The organism is Methylobacterium sp. J-092, from assembly GCF_022829325.1.
GTDB lineage: Bacteria > Pseudomonadota > Alphaproteobacteria > Rhizobiales > Beijerinckiaceae > Methylobacterium.
In genome coordinates this window covers 1-22,014 of the sequence record NZ_JAKSXU010000167.1, presented here as the reverse complement: position 1 = coordinate 22,014, position 22,014 = coordinate 1, and the positions used below count along the sequence as shown (strand labels likewise).

The window sequence follows — 22,014 nt, the reverse complement described above, 5'->3', positions numbered from 1 at the left end:
AACGCCGATGGGGGCGGATTTGCGTCCCGACGCATCCGGGTGTCCCGAACACCCGTACGAGCCGTCTAAAAAGATCGGATCGAGAGGGACGTTCACGAATGGGCGATTGCCCCAAGCTCGCTGCCTTTCGGTGGTAGCAAGGGCGGGCACAAACCGGAAATCTCCATGGTCCACACCGGATACAACCCGCCTCTCGTCACGCTCTCCATCGTCATCGCGGTGTTCGCGTCCTATGCGGCCCTCGATCTCGGTGCCCGCGTCCGGCGTCCGGACGCCGGTCCGCGCTGGGCCTGGGGCGCCGGAGCGGCGGTGGCGATGGGCGGCGGCATCTGGTCGATGCACTTCGTCGGCATGCTCGCTTTCGAGATGGGCATGGTCGCCGCCTACGATCTCGGGCTGACGCTGCTGTCGCTGCTGATCGCGGTGGGTGTGACGGCCGGCGCCTTCGCTTGGGTCGCACAACGGGGAACGGGGCCGGGCTCGCTCCTAGTCGCGGGCCCGCTCATGGGCCTCGGGGTCGCGGCGATGCACTACACCGGCATGGCGGCGATGCGCGTGCCCGGCAACCTCGCCTACGATCCGGCGGTCGTAACCCTCTCGGCCGCTATCGCGGTGACCGCCGCCACCGCCGCCCTGTGGCTGACCTTCCGCCGCAACCAACCCTGGCAGAAGCTCGCCGCCGCATGCGTGATGGGGCTGGCGGTCGCCGGCATGCACTACACGGGTGTCCGACGTCAGCACCTGTGGGACAGAATGAGGGTCTTCACGAACGGAGGATGGCTGGTTCATCGTAGCCCCTGAGGAGCGAAGATGAAGCAGACATCCGGACCGGCCAAGAAGCCGGCAGAAGCGGTGATCAAGGACATCCGTCGGGCCACACGTCGGCAGTTCTCGTCCGAGGAGAAGATCCGCGTCGTACTGGAAGGCTTGCGTGGCGAGGACAGCATCGCCGAGTTGTGTCGACGTGAGGGGATCGCCGCCTCGATGTACTACGGCTGGTCCAAGGAGTTCCTGGAGGCTGGCAAGAAGCGCCTGTCTGGCGACACGGCTCGTGCGGCCACCACGGATGAGGTGCGGGATCTACGTCGCGAAGCGGGGGCACTGAAGGAGGTCGTAGCTGATCTCGTCCTGGAGAACCGTCTGCTTAAAAAAAGCATGAGCGGGGCTGGGGGCGACGAGGCATGAGGTACCCGGCCCCCGAGAAGCTGGAGATTATCCGGCTGGTCGAGCAGTCCCACCTGCCGGTGCGTGCCACCCTGGACAAGCTCGGCATCACGCGCTCGACGTTTTACCGTTGGTACGACGCCTACCAGCGCAGCGGCCCCGAGGCGTTGAATGACCAACCTTCGCAGCCGAGCCGGGTCTGGAACCGTCTACCTGCGGAGATCCGCGAGCAGATCGTTGCCTTGGCTCTGGAGCAGCTTGAACTCAGTCCGCGTGAGCTGGCGGTGCGCTTCACCGACGAGCGCCGCTACTTCATCTCGGAAGCGACCGTCTACCGGTTGCTCAAGTCTCAGGACCTGATCACCAGCCCGGCTTATATCGTCATCAAGGCTGCCGACGAGTTCCGCGATAAGACCACCGCGCCCAACCAGCTTTGGCAGACGGACTTCACCTACCTGAAAGTCGTTGGCTGGGGCTGGTACTACCTGTCGACGGTGCTGAACGACTTCTCACGCTACATCGTCGCCTGGAAGCTGTGCACGACGATGCAGGCCAGCGACGTCACCGCCACGCTCGACTTGGCGCTGGGTGTGGCTGGGCTCGATCAGGCACGGGTGATGCCGCGGCCACGCCTGCTCTCCGACAACGGGCCGAGCTACGTCGCCAGCGACCTGGCTGACTGGCTCGGCATTCGGGGCATGACCCACATCCGCGGTGCGCCATGTCATCCTCAAACGCAGGGCAAGATCGAGCGTTGGCATCAGACGCTCAAGAACCGCATCCTGCTCGAACACGCCTACTTGCCCGGCGAGCTGGAGACGCAGGTTGCCGACTTCGTCGAACACTACAACCATGCCCGAGCCCATGAGAGCCTGAGCAACCTCACGCCCGCCGACGTCTACTTCGGACGCGGCGAAGGAATCCTGGCCGAGCGGGAACGCATCAAGCGTTAGACCCTGATGGATTGCCGCTTGCGCCACCACGCGCAGGCCGCCTAACCTCTTACCCCAGATGGACCAGAGCCTCCGCTCCTGAACACCGCTGAATGTCCCAAATCATGTGACGACGGACAGTTACACGTCTCGGCCGGTGGGCCCCACGGCGAGGATCGCCCCTTGCAGGATGGGGAGACCGCGACCCTTCGGTAAGTCTCCTCTGATGTCTCCTGCATTCCCTATGTCGGCGCGACCAACGAGCGTAGGGATGCCTTCAAGGTGAGCCAGGTCGTCCTTGGTGCCGAATGACCTCGTGCATCGGTTATCCAGACCGGAATACGGATTTCGACAGCACATTGCACCAGGAATCCACCGCGCTCTTTCCGGCTGCGGCCCGTTTCCTTTCCCCGAACCCTACGAGGCAGCGCATGACCTACCTTCGATACGCACCTGACATCGAGACGCCCGCCGCGGACGAGCAGAAGACGATTGAGGGCATCATCAAGGGCATGACGCAGCAATCGGAGACCGTCGAGGCCCGCGAGCACCATGCCGTACGCGCCAGCCACGCCAAGAGCTCGGCCTGTGTCACGGGCGGGTTGACGATCGCCGCCGGCCTGCCGCCTGAACTGGCCCAAGGGTTGTTCGCCACGCCCGGCACCCACCCCGTGGCCGTCCGCTTCGCGCAGGGGCCGGGCGAGACCCTGGGCGACCGGGTGTCAACCCACCGCGGCATGTCCATCAAGGTGTTCGACGTCCCCGGCGAGAAGCTGCCCGGCCACGCCGTCGATACCCAGGACTTCGTGCTCGCGACCGGGACCACCTTCCCCTCGGGTACGGCGGCCGGCTTCCTGCGCGACGGCACGGTCATCGGCAAGTCGACCGGGCTGCCGGAAGGGGTCAAGAGCGCGGTCTCGTCGACCATGCGCAAGTCTCAACCGGGCGCTCCATGCCTTCGGGACCGAGAGCGCGCTGGCAGACTTCTTCGGCCATCCCTACAGCCATCCCCTTGCCGACAGCTACTTCAGCCAAGCGCCGGTCCGCTACGGTGACTACGTCGCCAAGCTCGGGGCCGTGCCGGTAACGGAAAGCCAGCGCACCCTGTCCGAGTGGCGGCTCGATCCGCATCAGGACGAGGACGGCTTCCGCCATGCCACGGTCGCCTTCTTCCGGGAGAACGAAGTGTTGTTCGAGTTGAAGGCTCAGCTCTGGGCCAACGCCGAGAGCCAACCCATCGAGGACGCCTCGGTCGACTGGCCCGTCTCGATCAGCCCTTACCGCACCGTGGCCACGCTGCGCCTGCCCCGGCAGGATGCCTACGCAGCGGATCGCGTGCGCTACTTCGACGAGGTGATGACGTTCCGTCCTGCCTACAGCCTCGCGGCGCATCGGCCGCTCGGCTCCGTGATGCGGGCGCGACAGCAGGTCTACCAAGCCTTGAGCGCGTTCCGCCATCGGCAGAACGGCGTGGTCGCGCAGGATACCGCGAGCATCGACCAGATCCCGGCCTAGGACCGGCGTTCTGTGCGCCGGTGTGCATAGCCTGGAAAGCCGACCCTGTATCCTCGGCCCTAGGCGCCCGTCGGAGCCGCCGGCATCGGAAGCGCGACGGCGATCCTGAGGCCGTCCGGATCATAGGCGATGTCGACTTTGGCGCCGACCTGCTGGGTCAGGACGCGATTGAGCAGTTGCGAGCCGAAGCCTTCCCGCGTCGGCAACGCGACGGGCGCTCCGTCATGCTCGTTCCACGTCCAGTGCAGGACGGACCCCTCGGGGGCTTCCTCGATGGACCAGTCCACTGCAACCCTGCCGTCCGGATCGGCGAGCGCACCGTGTCGGATGGCGTTCGTTGTCATCTCGTGCAGCGCCATCCCGACCGGAACCGCCAGTTCCGAAGGAAGGAGCACTCGGGGTCCCCTCAGCGTCACACGCCGTAGGCCGGGCCTGTCGTAGGCTTCGAGTTCCGTGCGGAGCAGGTCCTCGAAGGGGACGACCTGGACATGGTCCTCCGTGATCAGCGCGTGCGTCTTGGCGAGGGAGGCGATGCGACCAGAGAAGGCCTGCCGGAACTCCGACAGGCCGAGCGAGGAGCGCAGGGTGGCGTTGAGCACGGCCTGGACAGTGGCGAGCGTGTTCTTCACCCGATGGTGGAGCTCGCGCACCAGCATGGCCTGGCGGTCCTCGGAGGCGCGACGTTCGGTGACGTCCCGTTGCGCCGACATCCACCGCGTGATGCGGCCATCCCCGTCACGCAGGGGCGTGATCAGCCATTCGACGACGTAGGTCGAGCCGTCCTTACGATGGTTGATCGCTTCGCCCTGGAACGCCTCGCCGGCGTTGAGTGCCGTGCGCATCCTGTCGATGACGCTCCGGTCCGTGAGCGGTCCCTGGAGGAGGCGCGGGCTGCGGCCCAGGACCTCGACGGCCTCGTATCCGCTCATGCGGGTGAAGGCGGGATTGACGTACTCGATGCGGGGGCCGGGGTGGTCGAGCTCGGCACAGGTGATCAGGATGGCCTCGCCGGACCCCTCTACCGCGGCCAGAAGAACCTCCAGGTCGGGCCTGACCCCTGCCGCGATGTGTTCCTCCTGCAAGACCGCCCCCTGTCGGCCCACGATCTTAGACCTAAACAGACAACTTCCGGCGCGGACCGTTGTTTCTCCCTGCGGCACTGCCCCCTGGGCGAGCCGCGTTCCGGACGGATGGCCCATCGAGAACCCAGCGTGATCGCGTCATGTCCAGCGGTTCGTGGGATCGTGGGCGTAGGAGGACATGACATGGGTAGCCCCATCCGGGGAGATCAAAGGCAGTTCCAGTCGGGCAAATCGAAAAATGCGATCCTATGATGATGCCGCCGGGATTCCATCACGGTATCCCTGGATCATCGCATGTGGCCCGAGCATTCACAGGCCATGTAGGATCAGGCCATGACCCAGGGCATAGACCGGGTGCAGACCTCGAACGTGGTTCCGCTTCGGACCGGCGCCCCCCCGTCATCCGGAGCGCCGAGCGGTCCGTATCGTCTGGATCTTCCCTCGGGCGAGACAGAGGACAATGCCTACGACCGGTGGAACGCCTGGAACCTGGGTCGCGAACTCATTTCCGCGAGCCAGGACTGCGTCGAGGTGATCGACGAATTGGGTCATCTCCGCCTCCGGAACCCGATGGCCCGTCGCATGCTCGGCGACGACGACATCGCCGATGCCGGCGACGGATCATGGTCCCTGTCGTGGCCCGTGGTCGTTCGCGAAGTCGCCTCGGACGCCTTGGCCGTGGCGGCCACGGTCGGCACGGCGCGTTTCGATGGGTGGCGCGCCGCCGCCCAGGGCGGGACGGTGTATTGGGACGTCGTCCTCTCGCGCATCGTCGACGTGGACGGCCGGCTCGTGGGCATTCTCGCCGTCTCCCGGGACATGACCCAGTTGCGGCGGATCGAGGACGGACACGACCTTCGCGGTCGGGAACTCAGCCATCGCCTCAAGAACATGTTCGCCCTGGTCAACGGCCTCGTCACCCTTTCGGCGCGCAACCTCCCATCCGTCCAATCCTACGCTGGAACTCTGCGCAACCGCTTCACGGCCATGAGCCGGGCGCTCGAATATCTCCATGTCGCCCCGCCGGACGAGCGGTCATCCCGTCCGCAGCAGACCCTGCAGGGGCTTCTGGCCGCGTTACTCGATCCCTACGACGACGACGGCGAGGAGCGTCGGTTCATCCACGGCGGGGTGGACGACGTCCCGGTCGGCGACGGATCGGTGACGGGCTTGGCCCTCGTCATCCACGAGTTGGCCACGAACGCGATCAAGCACGGAGCCCTGTCCGCGGAGGGTGGCACCGTCACCATCGACTGTCGACGGGCCGGCAACGACATGAGCCTCGTCTGGACCGAACGGGGCGGTCCCCCTATCCGCACGCCGCCGTGCCATGAGGGTTTCGGATCGAAGCTCACCGAGCGCACCGTCCGCGGGCAGCTTTGCGGGACGATCTCGCACCACTGGGACGTCGAAGGCCTCAGTGTGGCCATTGCCCTGCCTTGGGCCACCCTGGCATCCTGATCGTCAGCCTTCCCTACGATGCGCACGACTCCGTTTGGCCCCGGCCATCGACGAGCCGGGCGTACTCCGCTTCAGCCACCCCGTAGGAGTCGCCCGCGAGCTTGAGCAGGGCAGCTCGTCGTCGAACCGTAATGGTGCCTCGCCGCGTCCCGATGACGTCGGTGCGCTCAAGGGTGGCGACGGCCGTCGTCAGGCCAGTACGGTTGACCCCCAGCATCAAGGAGAGGAACCGGTGGGTCGTCGGGAGGAGGTCGCCGTCGACGCGGTCGTGGCACATCAGGAGCCAGCGCGCGAGACGCTGCTCCAACCTGTAGCGGCCGTTGGCAAGCGCCGTCGAGGCGACCTGGACGTTCGAGGCCTGTGCGTAGCGAAGCAGGCCATCGCGGAGGCTGGGACTGTCGCGCAGGCCCTCCCGCAGCTTGCCGCACGGCATCGACCAGGCCATCCCCGCCATCTGGACCCGGCCCTCGTCCGGTGTCCGCCCGGCGCCGAGCAGCACAGGCACTCCGACCATGCCCTCCCGTCCGACCAGGCCGAGCTCGATCTGGCCGGCGTCCGCGGATGCGGCGATGAGAGAGACGATGCCCCGCTCGACGAACCACACCCGTGGGATCGGCGTGTCGGCGGCGATCAGCACCTCGCCCACAGTGAGGGGGACGTCGTCGAGGTGAGGCTGCAGCAGGGCGAAATCATCGGGCGTCAGGACCGCGAGGAGATAGTTCCGACACTGATCCTGGATGGGGTGGGACACGGTTCCGTCCTCCTCGGGACGGGGGGCGCAGTGCCTCGACCACTTCCCTCAAGATGCGCCGTTCCCCGTCCGCAACAAAGGGGGACGCAATGGAAATCGGTCCGGAAACCATCCTATGATGGCACGGCGTCGTTTTCCGGACCTATGCTCACATATCACTTTGAAACGAAATGGCTTGATGCAGCATGCGCTGATCCGGAAGTTGGAGAGTTACGAGACGCTGTCCGACATGGACCGGCGGGCGCTAAACGCGTTGGTGCCTCGAATTCGAAACGTCGGGGCCCGTACCGACCTGGCGAGCGAGGGCGATCCGCCCGAAAACGTCCATCTCGTGCTCGATGGGTTCGCCTGCCGCTACAAGGTCCTCGCCGACGGCAGCCGGCAGATCATGGCCTACCTCGTCCCGGGTGACTTCTGCGACCTGAACGTCTTCATCCTCGACCAGATGGACCATAACATCGGCACGATCTCGACATGCCAAGTGGCGGACATCCCCCGTCAGGCCATCGATGAGATCACGGCGAACTATCCGCTCATCACTCGGGCGTTCTGGTGGTGCAATCTCGTCGACGAGGCGGTCCTGCGGGAATGGCTGGTCAACATGGGGGCCCGCGCCGCCGACGAGCGCATCGCCCACCTGATCTGTGAGCTCCATGCGCGCCTGGAGGCCGTGGGTCACTGCAAGGACGACAGCTACGCGTTTCCGTTCACGCAGACCGACATCGCCGACACGATGGGTCTCTCCAACGTGCATGTGAACCGGACCCTGCGCGACCTGCGGGGCATGGGGCTGATCACGCTGAAAAGCAGGGTCATGACGATCCTCGACTTGGAGCGCCTGAAGGAATTCTGCAAGTTCAACCCGAACTACCTTCATCTCAAGAACGCGCGCTGGGTCGACCGGCGGAGCGTCCTTTGGGCCAGCCAATCGCAGGGAAGCTAGCCGTGCCCGCGCGAGGCAACGTCGAGACGCTTGTCACGATGCAGCCGATCGCCGTGGACACCGGTAGTGACGACAGGGACGGGATGCTGGTGATGGCGAACGGGATGCTGGTCGCGGTCCTAGTCCAGCTCGCCATGACCGATCACGAGGAGGCCGGCGATTGGTTCGTCGAGGTCGCCTTGGGTCGTCTCGGCGCGCACCGGACCCTGACGTTCGGGAACCTCGACGACGCGACCCGTTGGATACGCCGGCGCCTTCGGGCGTGATGCGCATCGAGGTGGTCGAGGGCTTCGCCGGGATCGGCGAGGGCAAGGGAGGTCTCTGGGAAGACCATGGTTACGCCCGGTACGACGGAATCCGACCGCATCGGAATTAACCCGTATGGCTCGGTTCCCCCGGTGCCCCTTGCGGTCGTCGTCACCCAGGAGGCCCCATGGCCAACATTCTCGTCATAGGTGCCAGCAACGGCATCGGCCTGGAAACGGTCAAGGCGGCCCTGGCGGCCGGGCACCGCGTGCGTGCCTTCGCGCGTTCGGCTGCCAGGATCGACCTTCCCGGGCAAGGCCTGGAGCGGTTCACCGGGGACGCGTTGAAGGATGCCGACGTCGAGGCCGCGCTCGTAGGTGTCGATGGCGTGGTCCAGGCGCTGGGGGTTCCGTTCCGAGACCTGTTCGGGCCGGTGCGCTTATTCTCGGATGCGACCAACGTGCTTGTGCCCGCGATGGAGAAGGCGGGCGTCCGACGCCTCATGTCCGTCACCGGCTTCGGGACGGGCGACAGCAGGGATGCGATCGGCCTCCTGCAGCGGGTACCGTTCCGGCTCGTGTTCGGGCGAGCCTACGACGACAAGGACGCGCAGGAAATCCGCATCCGGAAGAGCAGCCTGGATTGGACGCTGGTGCGGCCGGGCGTCCTCACCGGTGGGGCCGCCACCGGCCGATACCAGGTTCTCGTCGAGCCGACCTCATGGCGGAACGGCCTGATCCCGCGGGCCGACGTGGCGCACTTCATCGTCCAAAGCCTCCAGAACGACTCCTACGTCAAGAAGGCCGTGGTTCTGGTCGGATAGTTCGTTTCGGGGACGGCGGTGGCGCGTCCGATTGGCCGAGGCCGCGTCACGAACGCAAGATTGTTTACGACCCGGCACGGGAACATGCGGTGGGAGATTCAATCATCAACGCTTTTTGCAACGCCGACGAAACCCGGACCGTGATCGGGATCGTGTCGCACGACAAAGTCGATCACCGCGGAGAAGGATCTTGAACGCGACCGGAACGGACGGCCTGCAGGAGCTTCTCCGCCAGCAGACGACGCTCGCGCGCTTCGGGGAACTCGCCCTTCGATCCGACGATCTCGACGAGATCCTGACTGAGGCCTGCCGCCTCGCGGGCGAGGCCCTCGGGACCGACCTCGCGAAGGTCGTCGAGCTCCAGCCGGACGGGAAAACCCTTCGCGTGCGCGCGGGGGTCGGTTGGAAAGCGGGCGTCATCGGAAAGGCGACCATCACCGCAGAGCACGACACGTCGGAAGGGCATGCGCTGCGGACCGGGGAGCCCATGATCTCGCCTGACATCGCGAAGGAGACGCGGTTTCGATACTCGCAGTTCCTTATCGACAACGATGTGAAGGCGGTGGCCAACGTCCTCATCATCGGCGGTCACGGGAAGCCGCCGTTCGGCATCCTCCAGATCGACAGCCACGTTCCCCGCCAGTTCACCGAGAGCGATACCCTCTTCCTGCGCAGCTACGCCAACCTGCTCGCGGGTGCCGTCGACCGCATTCGCGTCACCGGCGAGGTTCGGGACGACGAGGCGCGTGTGCGAACCGCACTTGAGCAGCGCGTCGCCGAGCGCACCCGCGCGCTGACCGAAGCCAACGACAGGCTCCGCGCGGAGGCCGAGGAGCGCGGACGGATCGAGGAGACGCTGCGCCAATCGCTCAAGATGGAGGCCGTCGGGCAGTTGACCGGAGGGCTGGCGCACGACTTCAACAACCTGTTGGCCGGCATCTCCGGTAGCCTGGAACTGATCCAATCGCGCTTGAGGCAGGGCCGCGCCTCGGAGGTCGACCGCTACGTCGACGTCGCGATGACCTCGGTCGAGCGGGCCGCCGCGCTCACCCACCGGCTCCTCGCCTTCTCGCGGCGCCAGACGCTCGATCCCAAGGCGACCGACGTCAATCGGTTGGTCTGCGGCATGGAGGACCTGTTCAGTCGTACGGTCGGGCCGGGGATCGCGGTCGAGACCAGGCTGGCGGACGACCTTTGGCCGGTGCTGTGCGATCCGAACCAGCTCGAAAACGCGTTGCTCAACCTGGTCATCAACGCTCGGGACGCCATGCCCGACGGCGGTCCCCTCGTGATCGAGACCCGGAACGCGACGTGTCCGGATACGCATCCCGGAGCAGACCCCACGACGTCGAAGATGCCGGCGGGCGAGTACATGGGCCTCTTCGTCACGGACGGGGGCACCGGCATGCCCCCGGAGGTGATCGCCCGTGCCTTCGATCCGTTCTTCACGACCAAGCCCACCGGTGAGGGCACGGGCCTCGGCCTCTCGATGATCTACGGCTTCGTCCAGCAATCGGGCGGCCACGTCCTGTTGGGTAGCGAGGCCGGTCAGGGTACCGTGGTGTCGATCTACCTGCCGCGGCATCTCGGGTCGGCGGACATCGTGAAGCCGGCCGGCTCGGTGACCAGTCCGGCGGCTGCCGAATCGGGCACGGTCGTGCTCGTGGTCGAGGACGAGGTCGCCGTGAGGATGGTGATCGTCGAGGTGCTCTCCGAGCTCGGCTACTTCGTGCTGGAGGCCGAGGACGGGCGGTCCGGACTGCGGATCATCGAGTCCCGCGTCCGCATCGATCTCCTCCTGACCGACGTCGGCCTCCCCGGTGGAATGAACGGGCGTCAACTCGCCGACGCGGCGAGGGCGCACAGTCCGGAACTGAAGGTTCTCTTCCTGACGGGCTACGCCGCGAGCGCCGCGGTCAGAAACGGCCGGATGGAGGCGGGCATGGAGATCATGATCAAGCCGTTCGCCTTGGACGCTCTCGCGGCTCGGATCGAGGGCATGCTCCGGATGGATCGAATGATGGAGATCCCTGCCACCGCCGTGGGTATGCAAGCGAGCCCGGGTTGAGCATCGGGGGGATAGAACGCCTGCCGGTAAGCGTATGACGGTCAGTGTCGACGCGGACCGTCGTCCTTTGCGTGGGATAGGAAGAAGCGCAGCATCTCGCGGCTGGCGTCGGGCCCCTTCGGATCGGTGTAGGAGCCGACCTCGCTGCCGCCGGCCCAGGCGTGGCCGGCCCCATGAAGGAGCCACTGCTCCGTCCCCTGGTCGCCGGGCGGGGCGGTCAGCACCGTCTTCGTGTAGGCCATCCCGCTCGGGGCATGGCCCGCACTCACCGAGGTCTGAAGGTCGCCGGCCGGCCTTGCCTGTGCGATGGCCTGGTCACCGTTGACGGGGGAGACGGTCCTGTCCCGGTCACCGTGGAACAGGATGGTCGGCAGCGGCCGCGTCGCCCTTATGGGACGGATCAGGGCGCCCCTTCGCATCGCGGACAAGGCGGATGAGACGCCCTTGGCCGAACCTCCGGCCAAGCCGGAATGGATGCCGACGGCGGCATAGAGATCCGGGTAGGCCAGCGCCATGATCGCCGCGGCGGCCCCACCGGACGAGAGGCCCGAGACATAGATCCTGGCGGGATCGATGGCGAAGTCCTGCATGATCTGGCGCGTCATCCCGGCCAGGATCGACGGCTCGCCCCGGTCGCGCCGCTGGTCGCCGGGCCTGAACCAGTTCCAGCTCCTCGCGATGTTGGCCGACCTCGGCTGGTCCGGGTAGGCGACGAGGAAGCCCTGTTCCTCGGCCAACGTATCCATCCGGGTCCCGATGGCGAAGTCGCGCGGCGTCTGGGAGCTGCCGTGCAGCATCACCACGAGGGGCACGGGCCGCCCGTCGTAAACGGACGGGACGTAAAGGCGGTAGACCCGGCTCCCGGCGAGGTTCCCGAACCGACGCTCAAGCGCCGGTGGTGCTCTCAGTGGGGCGATCCCCGCAATTACAGCCATCAGGATACTTTCGTCGAGGAGAGCCGTCGGCGTCGCCGAGGGGCGACGAAGCAATCCGCCGATGATCCATCGGGCTCATCGATGGCGGCCTTCACGGCCGAGCCCGGTTCGCTCTCTGAGCCCCGGTCGGCCTATTGCAGGGCACCCACGCCGATGGGCATTGCCTGAAGGGCGAGCATGACTTGCACCGCGCGGATCAGGCCCACTGTCCGCTCGCTCGCGCCCCCGGAAGATGCCTTGTCCCGCAGGGCGATCAGGGCGAGTTCGAGTTCGGTCCGTTGGGCGCGATGACGTGTGTCCCGCTCCTGGTCCAGGAGGGCGATGAGGTCATCGAGGTAACGGCCGCTCGCCGTCCGTTGCGCTTGTTCCATCTGGCGCCGCTCCAGGAATGTGTCGTGAACGCCCCGTCGGACAGGGGCCGGTTGAGGCCGGGAAGCGTTTTGCGACCTCGACGGCCGCGAGACGTCGTCTGGTGCGGGCCACTTCGACTTGACGGATCGGGCGAACCGGCATTCGAAAAGGCAGCAGACGACAGCCTAGCGATTGGACTGCAATCGAATACGATCATAGGATGAGATGATTTTATTATTTCCCATCCAAAAGAGTTTATTTTTCGAAAGCCTAGCTGGGCATAGACGCGAGCATTCAAATGCTTAGGTTGCGTTTCATGCCAGAAACCAAGCATGTTCTTAAAAAGCCATGACAGATCATACGAACAAGATGCCCGAGTTTTGGCGAGATCTCGACCGGAGTGTCTCGACCCGCGTCGAGGATGCCTTGCGCCAACCCGGCCGCAATCGCGAGGCGTTAATTTCTTCGTTGCGCGATCTTGAGGAGACTGCACGACGGGAATGTCGTCGGCGGGACACGATCCAGATCCTGACGAGCGGACGCCGGCTTCTCGGGGACCTGTCTCTCGTCGGGATCTCGGACGGACCGTTCTCCCACACTATGGAATAGTCGGACCGGCCCGTATGCCACAATTGGGCATCCCTTGATGAGTTGATACGGAAGCGCGCCCGCAAGGGCGGCTTCCGCGTCGGGATGCACAGGGATGCCCTGGGCGTGGCGCTACCTGCACCCGCCGCGGAACGCGCCCCGCAACGGATCGGAGGTCCCACCGCGATGTACCGCCCATCGCCGTCTGGACGGGACGGCGCTCACGCGGCGATCCCGTCCTCCGGTCTGCGCCTGCGGTATCGGCCGCCGCCCTCGCTCGCGAACAGCTTCTTGAACTTGATCCCCTGGTCGATCACGCCCTGGAGCAACTCCGGCCCCCACTACCCGGGATAATCCTCTGCTTCCTTCACGAACTCGTGGCCGATCCGCTGCGCGATGTCGCCGAGGTGCAGCGCCTCCTGCTCCGGGAGGATGTCCCATATCTCCTGCGCCTCGGTCCGCCAGAACGCCCGGGCCTTCACCGTCGCGACGTGCTCCTTCTGCCGTTCGAGCTCGTCCGCGAACCACGCAATCTCGTTCCACTGGCCTCGATCACGGCGTCGCGCGCGTCCACCATCCCGAGCGCCTCGTGCCTGAGCTCCCGCTCCGCGGCGATGGCCTCCGCCATGCGCAGGCGCTCCCTCACTACGATCGCCGCAGCCTCGGCCTCCGCCGCCTTCCACAGCGCCACGCCGGCCTTCGCCAGCCCCGTCTCGACCGCCCCCGGTAGGCCCGCGAACTCGATGACCCGGCTGTACGCGCGCTCCCGGGTCCACTTCGCCAGGTGCTTGCCGACGCACTGGTTGTTGCCAGCCACCCCCGCGTTCAGCTTGACCCGTTCCCACACGGGCCGAAGCGAGACACGCTCCTTGCCCTCGGCCCAAATTCGGTCTGCAGCTCGGAGGTTCTCCCGGGGATCTTCACTAAGCAGAGGAACAGCTTTTTCTTTGTTGCAGTCATCGACAAGCAGTTGGACGGTGCTCAGGTGGTCCCACCCGGACAGCGGAATGTAGAATAACGTCCGCTTACAGGCAGGCGCGGAAACGTGATGAGCGGCCGGGTTGGGTCGAAAGCGGACGGCTCAAACCGTCAAGTTTGGACCGGTGACCTAACTCTATCTGTCAAGAAATCCGCGATCCGCTGGCGAAGGGCCTCGACCTCGGCGTGCATCTCGCCGGCATCGACAGCGGTCTCACCAAGCAGGTCCTACGCCTCAGCGAGTGCTACACCTAGCTCAGCGTTTTTGGTCGCGAGCGCCAGGATCAGCACCGCAGTCTCGTCGCTCATCCTTCAGCAACCTGTTCGGCGCATGCTGAGCTACGCTGCATACGCGGCCAGCTGATCGCCCCCGATACGCTGCGGCGGCCCTGCTTTCCCACCCCACGGCAGGGCCGCCACCTTCTCGAAGGTTCAAGAGAGCCACAAGCCGGTGCCGGCGGTTCCTGTTCCCAGCGCCATTGACCTTATCTGCCCTACCTAACTGATCTCAACGTCAGATCAGGGCACCCGATGTGGTATCTTTACAGCTTCGTACTACTCGCTGGCGTCGCCAACGCCGTCCAAGCGGGGCAGAACGGCGCGTTGTCGAAGGGCCTCGACGAGTCATTGACAGCCGGCTTGGTCGTTGTAGCCGGCACCGCCAGTTGCATCCTCGTCGTGGGCTTGCTCTCGGGCAAGCTCGCATGGCCGACAGTGGCGCAGGCCATGGCCATGCCGTGGTGGGCTTGGCTCGGCGGCATCCTGGGCGGATGCATCATCCTGGCGCAGTTCCTCGTCGCGCGTCAGATCGGTGCGGCGCCGTTCCTCGGACTTTTGGTGACAGCGGGCGTGACCACCTCGATCATCCTGGACCATTTCGGATGGGTAGGGTTCGAGCGTCATCCGGCGTCCGTTTGGCGGATCTTGGGTGGCGTATTGATGATTGGTGGCGTTGCTCTGGTCGCCCTCTTCTGATCGCAGGGTTCACAGTACGGCATTGAAGGCTTTGCCGACAATTAGGCTTCTCCGCAAACCATTGCCGTTCTCTGCCCCTCGGCAGCTTCTTCGCCCTGTCCAACCCTCTAGAGTCACAGGGTAGGAGACAGGAGTATTCGTCCCCTGCGGGGATCTGCACCCACCCCCGGATTGGTGAAGTACGGTGGCGTGACAGAGAGATCGGGCGAGCCGCAGCCAGGCCATCCATTCCCTCGACACGACGCAGACCACGTTGGTGTCGTTGCGGAAGCGGGCCAGTCGTCGTTCCTCGACCGTCACGTGCCCGAGCCGGCGAGCCTCGCGTAGGGCGTTGCGCACCATCGTCTCGGACACGCCGGCAACCGCTGCGATGTGTCCAACGGCTAGACGGCAGTCGCCTCGCTTCGTCACTTCCACTGTGACTACCGCCAACACCGCTTGTTCGGCCAGGGTGAAACGGGCCGCAATGCCCGGCGGGAGCCGCCCAGACGCCACCCAGCGGCGACGACGGGCCATCGAGGCCTATCCTACGCGGCCGAGACCCGGCTCGGCTCCTAGGGGCTCCTAAAGGCTTTGGTGCACGTATTTAAGAGGACTCACTTAACCGGATGTTTCGACTATCCGATCGACTGGCCGCAGCTCTCGCGCGAGATCCGCTTCCGGCGCGCTGGGGGCACCTGCGAGGGCTGCGGCCGACCGCATTGGTGCGTGTTGGTCTACCATCTTGGTGACGGACGGTGATGGGACGCCGAGGTCGGCTCCTGGCGCGACGGGACGGGCACGAGCCTCACGGGGCTGCCGACGCTAGACGATCTAACTGGAGGGTTACGGACCACGCGGGTGGTGCTGGCGACCGCGCACCGGGATCACGACACCGCCAACAACGCGGATGCCAATCTCGCGGCCTTCTGCTGGCGCTGCCACGTGAACCACGATAGGCCCGAGCACCAGCGGCGACGCTGGCGAACGCTGTTCCGGCGCAGGGCGATGGGTGATTTGTTCAATTCGTCCACCTACTACGATGTATAGCTCCGACTTATGTTTATGTTGACTTCAAATTCGATGCATGTTACAATAAATTAACCGACATCAATCGTATTTTAGATAAATACAACGGATTACCTATCGAATTGTACGGAGTTTTGCGCCATATGATGATGTGTTATAGACTTCAGAGTCATGTAAAGTTACGGGTAAGTCTTGTAAAACTTCATAAAGAGATATGCACTTTGTCTCAGTCATTTTCTAATTATCGCCTAAGAGCAGCGTTGCTTGCCCTTGCTACGGTCACAGCCATAAGTGTCGCTCTGCCAGCCTGGGCAGCGTTATCCACGGCGGTCCGTGTGGTTTTGCAGAAAGGACGCCACTACGATCCGAAGGATCTGTTCCTTCAACGAGGCGACACGCTTGTTCTCGTGAACGGCGACGATGTCGCCGTGCACCATGCCTTCATCGAGGCTGATCGCCTCCGCTTCGATGGCGGTGATCAGGAACCTGGCTCAGAGCGCACACTGAAATTGACAGAGGCCGGTGACTTCGTGGTTCGATGCGGCATCCACCCAAAAATGACGCTTACCATCCATGTGCAGTGAGCATCCTATCCGGTCGCAGCATCGGGGACATCGTGAAGCGGTACGCCGGAGCGGCCGGGTTCGATCCGGCTGCGTTCGGCGGGCACAGCCTGCGCGCAGGCTTCGTAACGACAGCGGCCGAGCGCGGCGCCTACCTCGCCCGGATCATGGATCAGAGCGGCCATCGCGATCCCCGCACGGTGGTCGGCTACATCCGCCGGCCGAACGCGTTCAAGGGACACTCGGGGAGCGGGTTTCTGTAGATCTAGCGCGCGCCGCCAAATTCCCACTGGATGGCAGCAGAAAGTTGAAGTTGCGGCGTATTCCGGTTGAGCTCGAAGCCGACGGCGACGCCGAGGATGGCGCGCGGCGCTTGAGGTCAATCGTGCGTGCGGTCATTCTTGGTCACCACGCCAACTTCGTGGAAGGCCCAAACATTTGCAGCAACGACCGTCAAAACTGGCAAAACTATGAAGGCGCTCAATATGATTGCCGGCGCCATGTGTTTTATATGCTTTCTGGTATACATTAAGAAGTTCCGTTAGCCGAGACTGCTAGAGTCGGCTAACGGAACTGGACACGAGATTGCACCGGAAACTCCGGCTGAGAACCATTGACTTGGAACAGCATAAGGGATCAGGTCTTATGATAATATTTCATTAACAATTTACATCCGCGACCAAAATGCCGCGGACTGTGCAAGTGGGATGATCTATCGGTTTGAGTGGTGCCGTTGGGTAACAGTTTAAGGTGGTGCACTCTTGGAGCCACAGGGAGTTCCGGACTCCTATGCATTGAGGCCAATCAACTGGTGGGAAGCGCTCCATGAACCTCATCCCGTCCCATAGCTCGACAGCGTGGCCGTCCACGAACGCTTCAGCTTGACGTAGGGCGTCTTGATCATCGCGGGCGGGTAGGCTTTCCAGTCCCACCACCCGCCCGTCAGCGTTGACTAGGAAGGCGTGGTAACACGGCGGCTCAGGTAGCTTGTCGAGATCGACAAATCCGATTGGCGCTTTCAAGGTCATATTCAGCCGTCCGCATCAGGCGAGAGCATGCAGCGCTCTCCGTCCTTGAAGCCTGATATGCCATCCAAGGATCATAGGATGATGCAGTGCATCATCCACGAATGTCACAACTTATGATCGGAATATTGCTAAGTATTTTTCGGTCCGATTGTGCCGCTACATGTCTACAAACCGTCTGATCACGGACAAAAAGGCCCGCCGGGCCTGCAGCTAAACGGGCTGCTGAGAAGGAGGTCGCTTCCCGGGATGCCGAAATCGCTCTTGTGATCGATGTGGATGGTACTGGAACCGAGGTAGCTTCCATCCGCCAGGACACGATGGTGTGGGACGATGAGTAAACTCCCTGTGTTTCTAAAGACTGCGGATCGTAGCATCGGGGACATCGTGAAGCGCTACGCGGGGGCGGCCGGGTTCGATCCGGCCGCGTTCGGTGGACACAGCCTGCGCGCCGGGTTCGTAACGACGGCGGCCGAGCGAGGCGCAGACCTAACACGCATCATGGAGGTGTCGGGACATCGAGACCCGCGGACCGTCCTGGGGTACGTCCGGCGTGCGAACGCCTTTAAAGATCATGCCGGGAGCGGGTTTCTCTAAGAGGGCAGCTCAACGCTAGTCACACTAACTCAGAGCGAATTCATCTAGCTACGATGCTGATCAAATTAGATTTAGATTGCGTGTTTAGGCCTAATTTCTGCGAACGAGAGGAACTGCACATTGACGCTTGCCCCGGCGCGGTGGCGCACCTGACAATCGAACTGACGCCCGTCATCATCGACAACTAGGGTGAACCGCTCCGGAGCTTCCGCGTGCAGGCGAATGTGCAACCGGGCTCCACCCTCCGAGATATCGCGGATTGAACAGGCGAGGCGACCACCCCTTGGAAGATGAAGGTGAGCCGGTAGCAGGACACGCGCCCGGCTTTCGGTACGCCGCTCCTCCATACCGACCGTCCAATTATCCAAGCCGGTACTGATCTTCGACACCCCGTTGGCCGCCTGACGCATGCTGACCAAGATGTCCCCTGTCGCCTGTGTCTGTTCATCCATCGAGATGGTTACGCCATCAACGTGTTCGCTGATCATGCCGATTGCCGCGGTAATCGAGGCCAGAGTGCTAGCAACCTCAGCAGAGACGGCTTGCATACCCGCAACTTCGCCACTGATCCGGTTTGTGGCGGCAGCGGCTTGTCCCGCCAAGTCCTTTACCTCGGTTGCAACCACCGCAAAGCCGCGCCCTGCTGCTCCTGCGCGGGCTGCCTCAATCGTAGCATTCAACGCCAGCAAATTGATCTGTTGAGCAATGCCGGCGATTGCAGCAGCGACGTTGCCCATGGCATCCGCTGCACCGCGCAGTCGGTCAGTCGCGGCGTCTGCCTCGCCGGTGCGTCCATGGATATCATCTACAACCGTCTTGGACTGCGCCATGCTAGCGGAAATCGCCAGCGCCGAGGCGTTCATAGCGTCTGCTGCATCGGCTACAGCTTGGACGTTGTCCAAAGTTTGATCAGCAGCTTCGACGGCAACTGAGCGTGCTTTCATATTAGCGGTGACGTCGGTGGCATACTTAACGATCTTGGTCAGCCTGCCGCTCGGATTGAAAATTGGATTGTAGCTCGCCTGGATCCACACCGAACGGCCGCCCTTGCCGAAGCGCTGGAACATGCCGGAGGAGAAGTCGCCGCCGCGCAGGCGATCCCAGAAGGCTGAATATTCCGGCGTTTGTGCGTAGCCGGGTTCGACGAACATGGCGTGGTGCCGACCGCGGATCTCCTCGATCTGGTAGCCGACCGCCGCAAGGAAGTTTGCGTTGGCATCCAGTACCGTACCGTTGGGGGCGAACTCGATCACCGCCTGGGACCGGTTCACGGCCGCAAGCTGACCCGACGCATCGGTTGTCTGCAACTTCTGCGCAGTGACGTCGGTAGCGAACTTCACCACCTTGACCGGGTTGCCGTCCCGATCTCGTATCGGATTGTACGTGGCCTGGATCCAGATCTCGCGGCCGCTTTTGGCGATGCGCTGGAACTCACCGGCCGCGAACTCACCACGGGCGAGCTTCGCCCAGAATTCACGGTAGGCCCCGCCCTCCCGCTCGGAGGGATCCACGAACAGCCCGTGGTGGCGGCCCCGAACTTCGTCGAGGCTGTAGCCCACCGCGTCGAGGAAATTCTGGTTGGCAGTAAGGATCGAGCCGTCGAGGGCGAACTCGATCACGGCTTGGGAGCGGTGCAGAGCATCAAGCTGGCCATCGTGGTCGATGTTACGCAGTACCTGCGCAGTGATCTCCGTGGCGAATTTAACGATCTTGCGAACGCGGCCGGCGCGGTCAAGAACTGGATTATAAGTTGCTTGGATCCAGACCACCCGGCCGTCCTTAGCAACGCGCTTGAACTCATGGGTCTGGGGCTCGCCCTTGCGCAACGCATCCCAGAACGCACGATAGGCCGGTGCATCACGCTCCGACGGCGTAACGAAGTCGCGATGGTTTCGGCCCTTCAGCTCGGCCAGCGTATAGCCCATGAGGTCAAGGAAAAGGCTGTTGGCGGTCAACACCGTGCCGTCAGACGTAAACTCGACCCGCCCCCGCGACCGATCGATAGCGTCGAACAATGCGCGCAGGTCGGCGTCAAACAGCGGCATTCGGATCCCCCTACATCGCGCGCCTCGATCGCTTACCTAAAAGAAATTGCTTAACCAGACGTTCAATCCAACAGCTTTCAATGATCAAAAAGCAAATTGGGCGGGCAAGCGTTTGGCAAAGCGACGCATGCCAGACGCCGCAGGCGGTCGCCGACATCATCAAGCGCTACTGCACCGCGACTGGACTCGATGCCTCTACGTTCGGGGCGCACTCGCTACGGGCGGGCTACATCACGTCGGCTGCCGAGCGGGGCGCGGACCTCGCCAGGATCATGGATCAGTCCGGGCACCGCGATCCGCGCACGGTCGTCGGCTACATCCGCCGGGCGAACGCTTTCAAAGGGCACTCGGGGAGCGGGTTCCTATAGACAAGCGTTCAGATGAAAATACGGGCTTCCCTCAGACCAATTGTCCTTTGAGTCACGGGAGCTGCCGCGAGGCAGGGGATACCTATGCGGAGTCAAAACTTGCTGCGTCGCCTCCTGGCGACCGCTTCCACATCCGAGTGTAGGGGAACGTAGGTACACCACCCACAATGACCATTTTCTGCCGCCTTCGGTGCGTTCCACTGCGAGCAGATTGGACAGAGCTTTACGACAATCCGCGTGCCGTGGACGAAGGCTTGTCCACGACCACGAAACGTCACTCGACCTTGTGGAAGACTCCTCTGCATGGCGCGGCATGCCCCAAATAATATCAATCTTCAGAGCTGAGCACGATCGCGACGAGATAATATCATCAAATGATAACGAATTATAACAATTACTGATTATGCTATTTATTTCATTGCGCGAATATCGAGTATCTCAATGGCAGCCTGGTCGCCATCGATTTCTTGCCGCTTTATGCGCAAGCTTATCGTTGTCCTCTCCGAGGACGCATCGTCAGCAGCCATCACGCAGGACGCGCTTCTGTTCAATCGCTTGATTGAGTTGGAGATGGATGCAGAGCGGGAGGGGGCGGACGAAGCCTCCCGCCTGGTCATATCCAGAGTACGTCGGATCGCGGGCGCTGCAGCAGCCAGATCGTTTCCGCCTACCATCCGCGGCCATTGATGTGGATCGCGTCGTGGCCCTTGTCGAGGCTGGAGAGGTTGCATATGCCGGCACCGTGCGACTGTTCGGTCCGCGAGAGTAAGCCTGTGCGTCGGTCGTCGCCCTCAACGCCGATCGCGGCGCAACCGGTCAAACTTCTGGCGAACGAAGGTCCAGGTGCAGGTAGTTCGGGTTGAAGCCGCAGAAGGCTTTCAGGCGCGCGACGTCGGGGATGTCTAGCCGCCCGCTTTTTAGCACGATCAGATCTTCGGCGCGCAGATCGCGCAGCGTGCGGTTGAGATGCACGACCGTAATCCCGAACACGTCAGCAAGCTCGCTTTGCGTCATCCGCAGCTCGTAGCTGCTCGCCGTCGCACGGCCGATAGCCTGCAGGCGGACCAGCAGTTCGCAGAAGAGATGCGCCACCATCTTGGCCGCTTGTCGCTGGCCCATGCTGGCCATCCACTCGCGCATGATCCCCTCGTCGACGAGGGTGGCCCACCAGAAGGCATGCGCGATATGAGGCCTAGTTGTGATCAGGTCGACGATCGTCGTGCGCGGGATCTCGGCCACCTCGCACGGTGTGAGCGTACCGATGCTGTGATCGCGCCGCGCCAGGATCGCCACGTGCAGGTCGCAGAAATCACCCGGTAGCAACAAGGCTAGGATCTGGCGCTTGCCGTCGGGCAGGATCTTGTAGCGATACGCGAGGCCTTCGACCACGAGATGCACGGTCTCGGGGCGATCCCCTTCGCGGCTGAGGTCGCGATCGGCTTTGACCTGCCGGGCTGTGGTCGAGAGGGCCCACAGCGCGGCTCTATCGGTCTCATCGAGAACGCAGGCGTGTTCGAGCTTGAGGATCAGCGGATTCGAGGACGCTTGTTGCCTTGCTGGGAACGGTATCGCGGCATCCGAGCGGAAGGGGGCCTG

The 22,014-nt window shown here is 63.7% G+C and carries 19 protein-coding genes and 3 pseudogenes; 14 read left to right on the top strand and 8 right to left on the bottom strand.

The genetic code is table 11. The features are described from left to right. Positions 1-165 precede the first annotated feature (165 nt). The 3 genes and pseudogenes from MKK60_RS19900 to MKK60_RS19890 form a co-directional block, all read left to right on the top strand. Positions 166-729: pseudogene (locus tag MKK60_RS19900) on the top strand (MHYT domain-containing protein); the annotation flags it as partial. An 81-nt stretch (positions 730-810) separates the two neighbouring features. Beyond that, a protein-coding gene (locus MKK60_RS19895; RefSeq protein WP_243988303.1) for an IS3 family transposase occupies positions 811-2,117 on the top strand; the annotation gives its coding sequence in 2 pieces (ribosomal slippage) (positions 811-1,147 and positions 1,147-2,117; 1,308 coding nt in all). A 410-nt stretch (positions 2,118-2,527) separates the two neighbouring features. After that, positions 2,528-3,611: pseudogene (locus MKK60_RS19890) on the top strand (catalase family protein). Positions 3,612-3,670: 59 nt separating this feature from the next. Here MKK60_RS19890 and MKK60_RS19885 read toward each other — a convergent pair. Then, positions 3,671-4,693 carry an HWE histidine kinase domain-containing protein gene (locus MKK60_RS19885; protein ID WP_243988302.1) on the bottom strand — a complete coding sequence of 341 codons (1,023 nt, stop codon included), beginning with the start codon at positions 4,691-4,693 and terminating at the stop codon, positions 3,671-3,673. Between the two features lie 333 nt (positions 4,694-5,026). Between MKK60_RS19885 and MKK60_RS19880 the strand changes: the two genes are divergently transcribed. Then, positions 5,027-6,154, top strand: a complete 1,128-nt coding sequence (locus tag MKK60_RS19880; RefSeq protein WP_243988301.1) for an HWE histidine kinase domain-containing protein — start codon at positions 5,027-5,029, stop codon at positions 6,152-6,154. A gap of 13 nt (positions 6,155-6,167) precedes the next feature. On the opposite strand, the gene MKK60_RS19875 is transcribed toward MKK60_RS19880, so the two are convergent. After that, positions 6,168-6,905 (bottom strand): Crp/Fnr family transcriptional regulator, encoded by a 738-nt coding sequence (locus MKK60_RS19875; protein WP_243988300.1) that lies wholly within the window; start codon positions 6,903-6,905, stop codon positions 6,168-6,170. Positions 6,906-7,083: 178 nt separating this feature from the next. On the opposite strand from MKK60_RS19875, the gene MKK60_RS19870 reads away from it, so the two are divergent. From MKK60_RS19870 to MKK60_RS19855, 4 genes are all read left to right on the top strand, one after another. Then, positions 7,084-7,848, top strand: a complete 765-nt coding sequence (locus MKK60_RS19870) for a Crp/Fnr family transcriptional regulator (protein WP_243988299.1) — start codon at positions 7,084-7,086, stop codon at positions 7,846-7,848. Positions 7,849-7,850: 2 nt separating this feature from the next. Next, positions 7,851-8,114 (top strand): hypothetical protein, encoded by a 264-nt coding sequence (locus MKK60_RS19865; RefSeq protein WP_243988298.1) that lies wholly within the window; start codon positions 7,851-7,853, stop codon positions 8,112-8,114. A 167-nt stretch (positions 8,115-8,281) separates the two neighbouring features. After that, on the top strand, positions 8,282-8,917 hold the full coding sequence (locus MKK60_RS19860) for an NAD(P)-dependent oxidoreductase (protein WP_243988297.1): 636 nt from the start codon (positions 8,282-8,284) through the stop codon (positions 8,915-8,917). Between the two features lie 31 nt (positions 8,918-8,948). Then, positions 8,949-10,985, top strand: a complete 2,037-nt coding sequence (locus tag MKK60_RS19855; RefSeq protein WP_243988296.1) for a response regulator — start codon at positions 8,949-8,951, stop codon at positions 10,983-10,985. A gap of 41 nt (positions 10,986-11,026) precedes the next feature. Here MKK60_RS19855 and MKK60_RS19850 read toward each other — a convergent pair whose 3' ends face one another. The 4 genes from MKK60_RS19850 to MKK60_RS19835 form a co-directional block, all read right to left on the bottom strand. After that, positions 11,027-11,920 carry an alpha/beta hydrolase family esterase gene (locus MKK60_RS19850; RefSeq protein WP_279604174.1) on the bottom strand — a complete coding sequence of 298 codons (894 nt, stop codon included), beginning with the start codon at positions 11,918-11,920 and terminating at the stop codon, positions 11,027-11,029. Positions 11,921-12,051: 131 nt separating this feature from the next. Further along, positions 12,052-12,291, bottom strand: coding sequence for a hypothetical protein (locus tag MKK60_RS19845; protein ID WP_243988294.1), 240 nt, complete (start codon positions 12,289-12,291; stop codon positions 12,052-12,054). Positions 12,292-13,200: 909 nt separating this feature from the next. Then, complete coding sequence (locus MKK60_RS19840; protein WP_243935013.1) at positions 13,201-13,341, bottom strand: hypothetical protein; 141 nt, start codon at positions 13,339-13,341, stop codon at positions 13,201-13,203. After that, entirely contained in the window at positions 13,338-13,790 is a 453-nt protein-coding gene (locus MKK60_RS19835; RefSeq protein ID WP_279604176.1) for a DNA-binding protein, read from the bottom strand. Before MKK60_RS19835 ends, MKK60_RS19840 begins: the two co-directional genes overlap by 4 nt. Positions 13,791-14,368: 578 nt before the next feature. Between MKK60_RS19835 and MKK60_RS19830 the strand changes: the two genes are divergently transcribed. The 5 genes and pseudogenes from MKK60_RS19830 (at position 14,369) to MKK60_RS19805 (ending at position 18,005) form a co-directional block, all read left to right on the top strand. Continuing rightward, on the top strand, positions 14,369-14,812 hold the full coding sequence (locus tag MKK60_RS19830; RefSeq protein ID WP_243988292.1) for a DMT family transporter: 444 nt from the start codon (positions 14,369-14,371) through the stop codon (positions 14,810-14,812). A 576-nt stretch (positions 14,813-15,388) separates the two neighbouring features. Continuing rightward, positions 15,389-15,841, top strand: a pseudogene (locus tag MKK60_RS19820) (hypothetical protein). Positions 15,842-16,155: 314 nt separating this feature from the next. Next, on the top strand, positions 16,156-16,404 hold the full coding sequence (locus MKK60_RS19815) for a hypothetical protein (protein ID WP_243988291.1): 249 nt from the start codon (positions 16,156-16,158) through the stop codon (positions 16,402-16,404). Continuing rightward, positions 16,359-16,646 (top strand): tyrosine-type recombinase/integrase, encoded by a 288-nt coding sequence (locus MKK60_RS19810; protein ID WP_409567429.1) that lies wholly within the window; start codon positions 16,359-16,361, stop codon positions 16,644-16,646. Before MKK60_RS19815 ends, MKK60_RS19810 begins: the two co-directional genes overlap by 46 nt. A 1,095-nt stretch (positions 16,647-17,741) precedes the next feature. Next, entirely contained in the window at positions 17,742-18,005 is a 264-nt protein-coding gene (locus tag MKK60_RS19805; RefSeq protein WP_243988289.1) for a tyrosine-type recombinase/integrase, read from the top strand. 71 nt (positions 18,006-18,076) lie between these two features. On the opposite strand, the gene MKK60_RS19800 is transcribed toward MKK60_RS19805, so the two are convergent. Further along, the gene (locus tag MKK60_RS19800; RefSeq protein ID WP_243988288.1) at positions 18,077-20,050 is read right to left on the bottom strand and encodes a PAS domain-containing protein; all 1,974 of its coding nucleotides are present in this window, start codon (positions 20,048-20,050) and stop codon (positions 18,077-18,079) included. Between MKK60_RS19800 and MKK60_RS19795 the strand changes: the two genes are divergently transcribed. Continuing rightward, positions 20,020-20,418, top strand: a complete 399-nt coding sequence (locus MKK60_RS19795; protein WP_313901137.1) for a tyrosine-type recombinase/integrase — start codon at positions 20,020-20,022, stop codon at positions 20,416-20,418. The two genes, MKK60_RS19800 and MKK60_RS19795, sit on opposite strands and share 31 nt — an antisense overlap. 816 nt (positions 20,419-21,234) lie before the next feature. Here MKK60_RS19795 and MKK60_RS19790 read toward each other — a convergent pair. Then, entirely contained in the window at positions 21,235-21,945 is a 711-nt protein-coding gene (locus tag MKK60_RS19790; RefSeq protein ID WP_243988319.1) for a Crp/Fnr family transcriptional regulator, read from the bottom strand. Positions 21,946-22,014: the final 69 nt, after the last annotated feature.

Excerpts from the sequence above, each read along its gene's own strand:
- MKK60_RS19880 (WP_243988301.1), top strand. The coding sequence starts at position 5,027 with ATGACCCAGGGCATAGACCGGGTGCAGACCTCGAACGTGGTTCCGCTT.
- MKK60_RS19870 (WP_243988299.1), top strand. The coding sequence starts at position 7,084 with ATGCAGCATGCGCTGATCCGGAAGTTGGAGAGTTACGAGACGCTGTCC.
- MKK60_RS19860 (WP_243988297.1), top strand. The coding sequence starts at position 8,282 with ATGGCCAACATTCTCGTCATAGGTGCCAGCAACGGCATCGGCCTGGAA.
- MKK60_RS19850 (WP_279604174.1), bottom strand. The coding sequence starts at position 11,920 with ATGGCTGTAATTGCGGGGATCGCCCCACTGAGAGCACCACCGGCGCTT.
- MKK60_RS19845 (WP_243988294.1), bottom strand. The coding sequence starts at position 12,291 with ATGGAACAAGCGCAACGGACGGCGAGCGGCCGTTACCTCGATGACCTC.
- MKK60_RS19830 (WP_243988292.1), top strand. The coding sequence starts at position 14,369 with ATGTGGTATCTTTACAGCTTCGTACTACTCGCTGGCGTCGCCAACGCC.
- MKK60_RS19810 (WP_409567429.1), top strand. The coding sequence starts at position 16,359 with ATGCGGCATCCACCCAAAAATGACGCTTACCATCCATGTGCAGTGAGC.
- MKK60_RS19805 (WP_243988289.1), top strand. The coding sequence starts at position 17,742 with ATGAGTAAACTCCCTGTGTTTCTAAAGACTGCGGATCGTAGCATCGGG.
- MKK60_RS19795 (WP_313901137.1), top strand. The coding sequence starts at position 20,020 with ATGCGCGCAGGTCGGCGTCAAACAGCGGCATTCGGATCCCCCTACATC.
- MKK60_RS19800 (WP_243988288.1), bottom strand. The coding sequence starts at position 20,050 with ATGCCGCTGTTTGACGCCGACCTGCGCGCATTGTTCGACGCTATCGAT.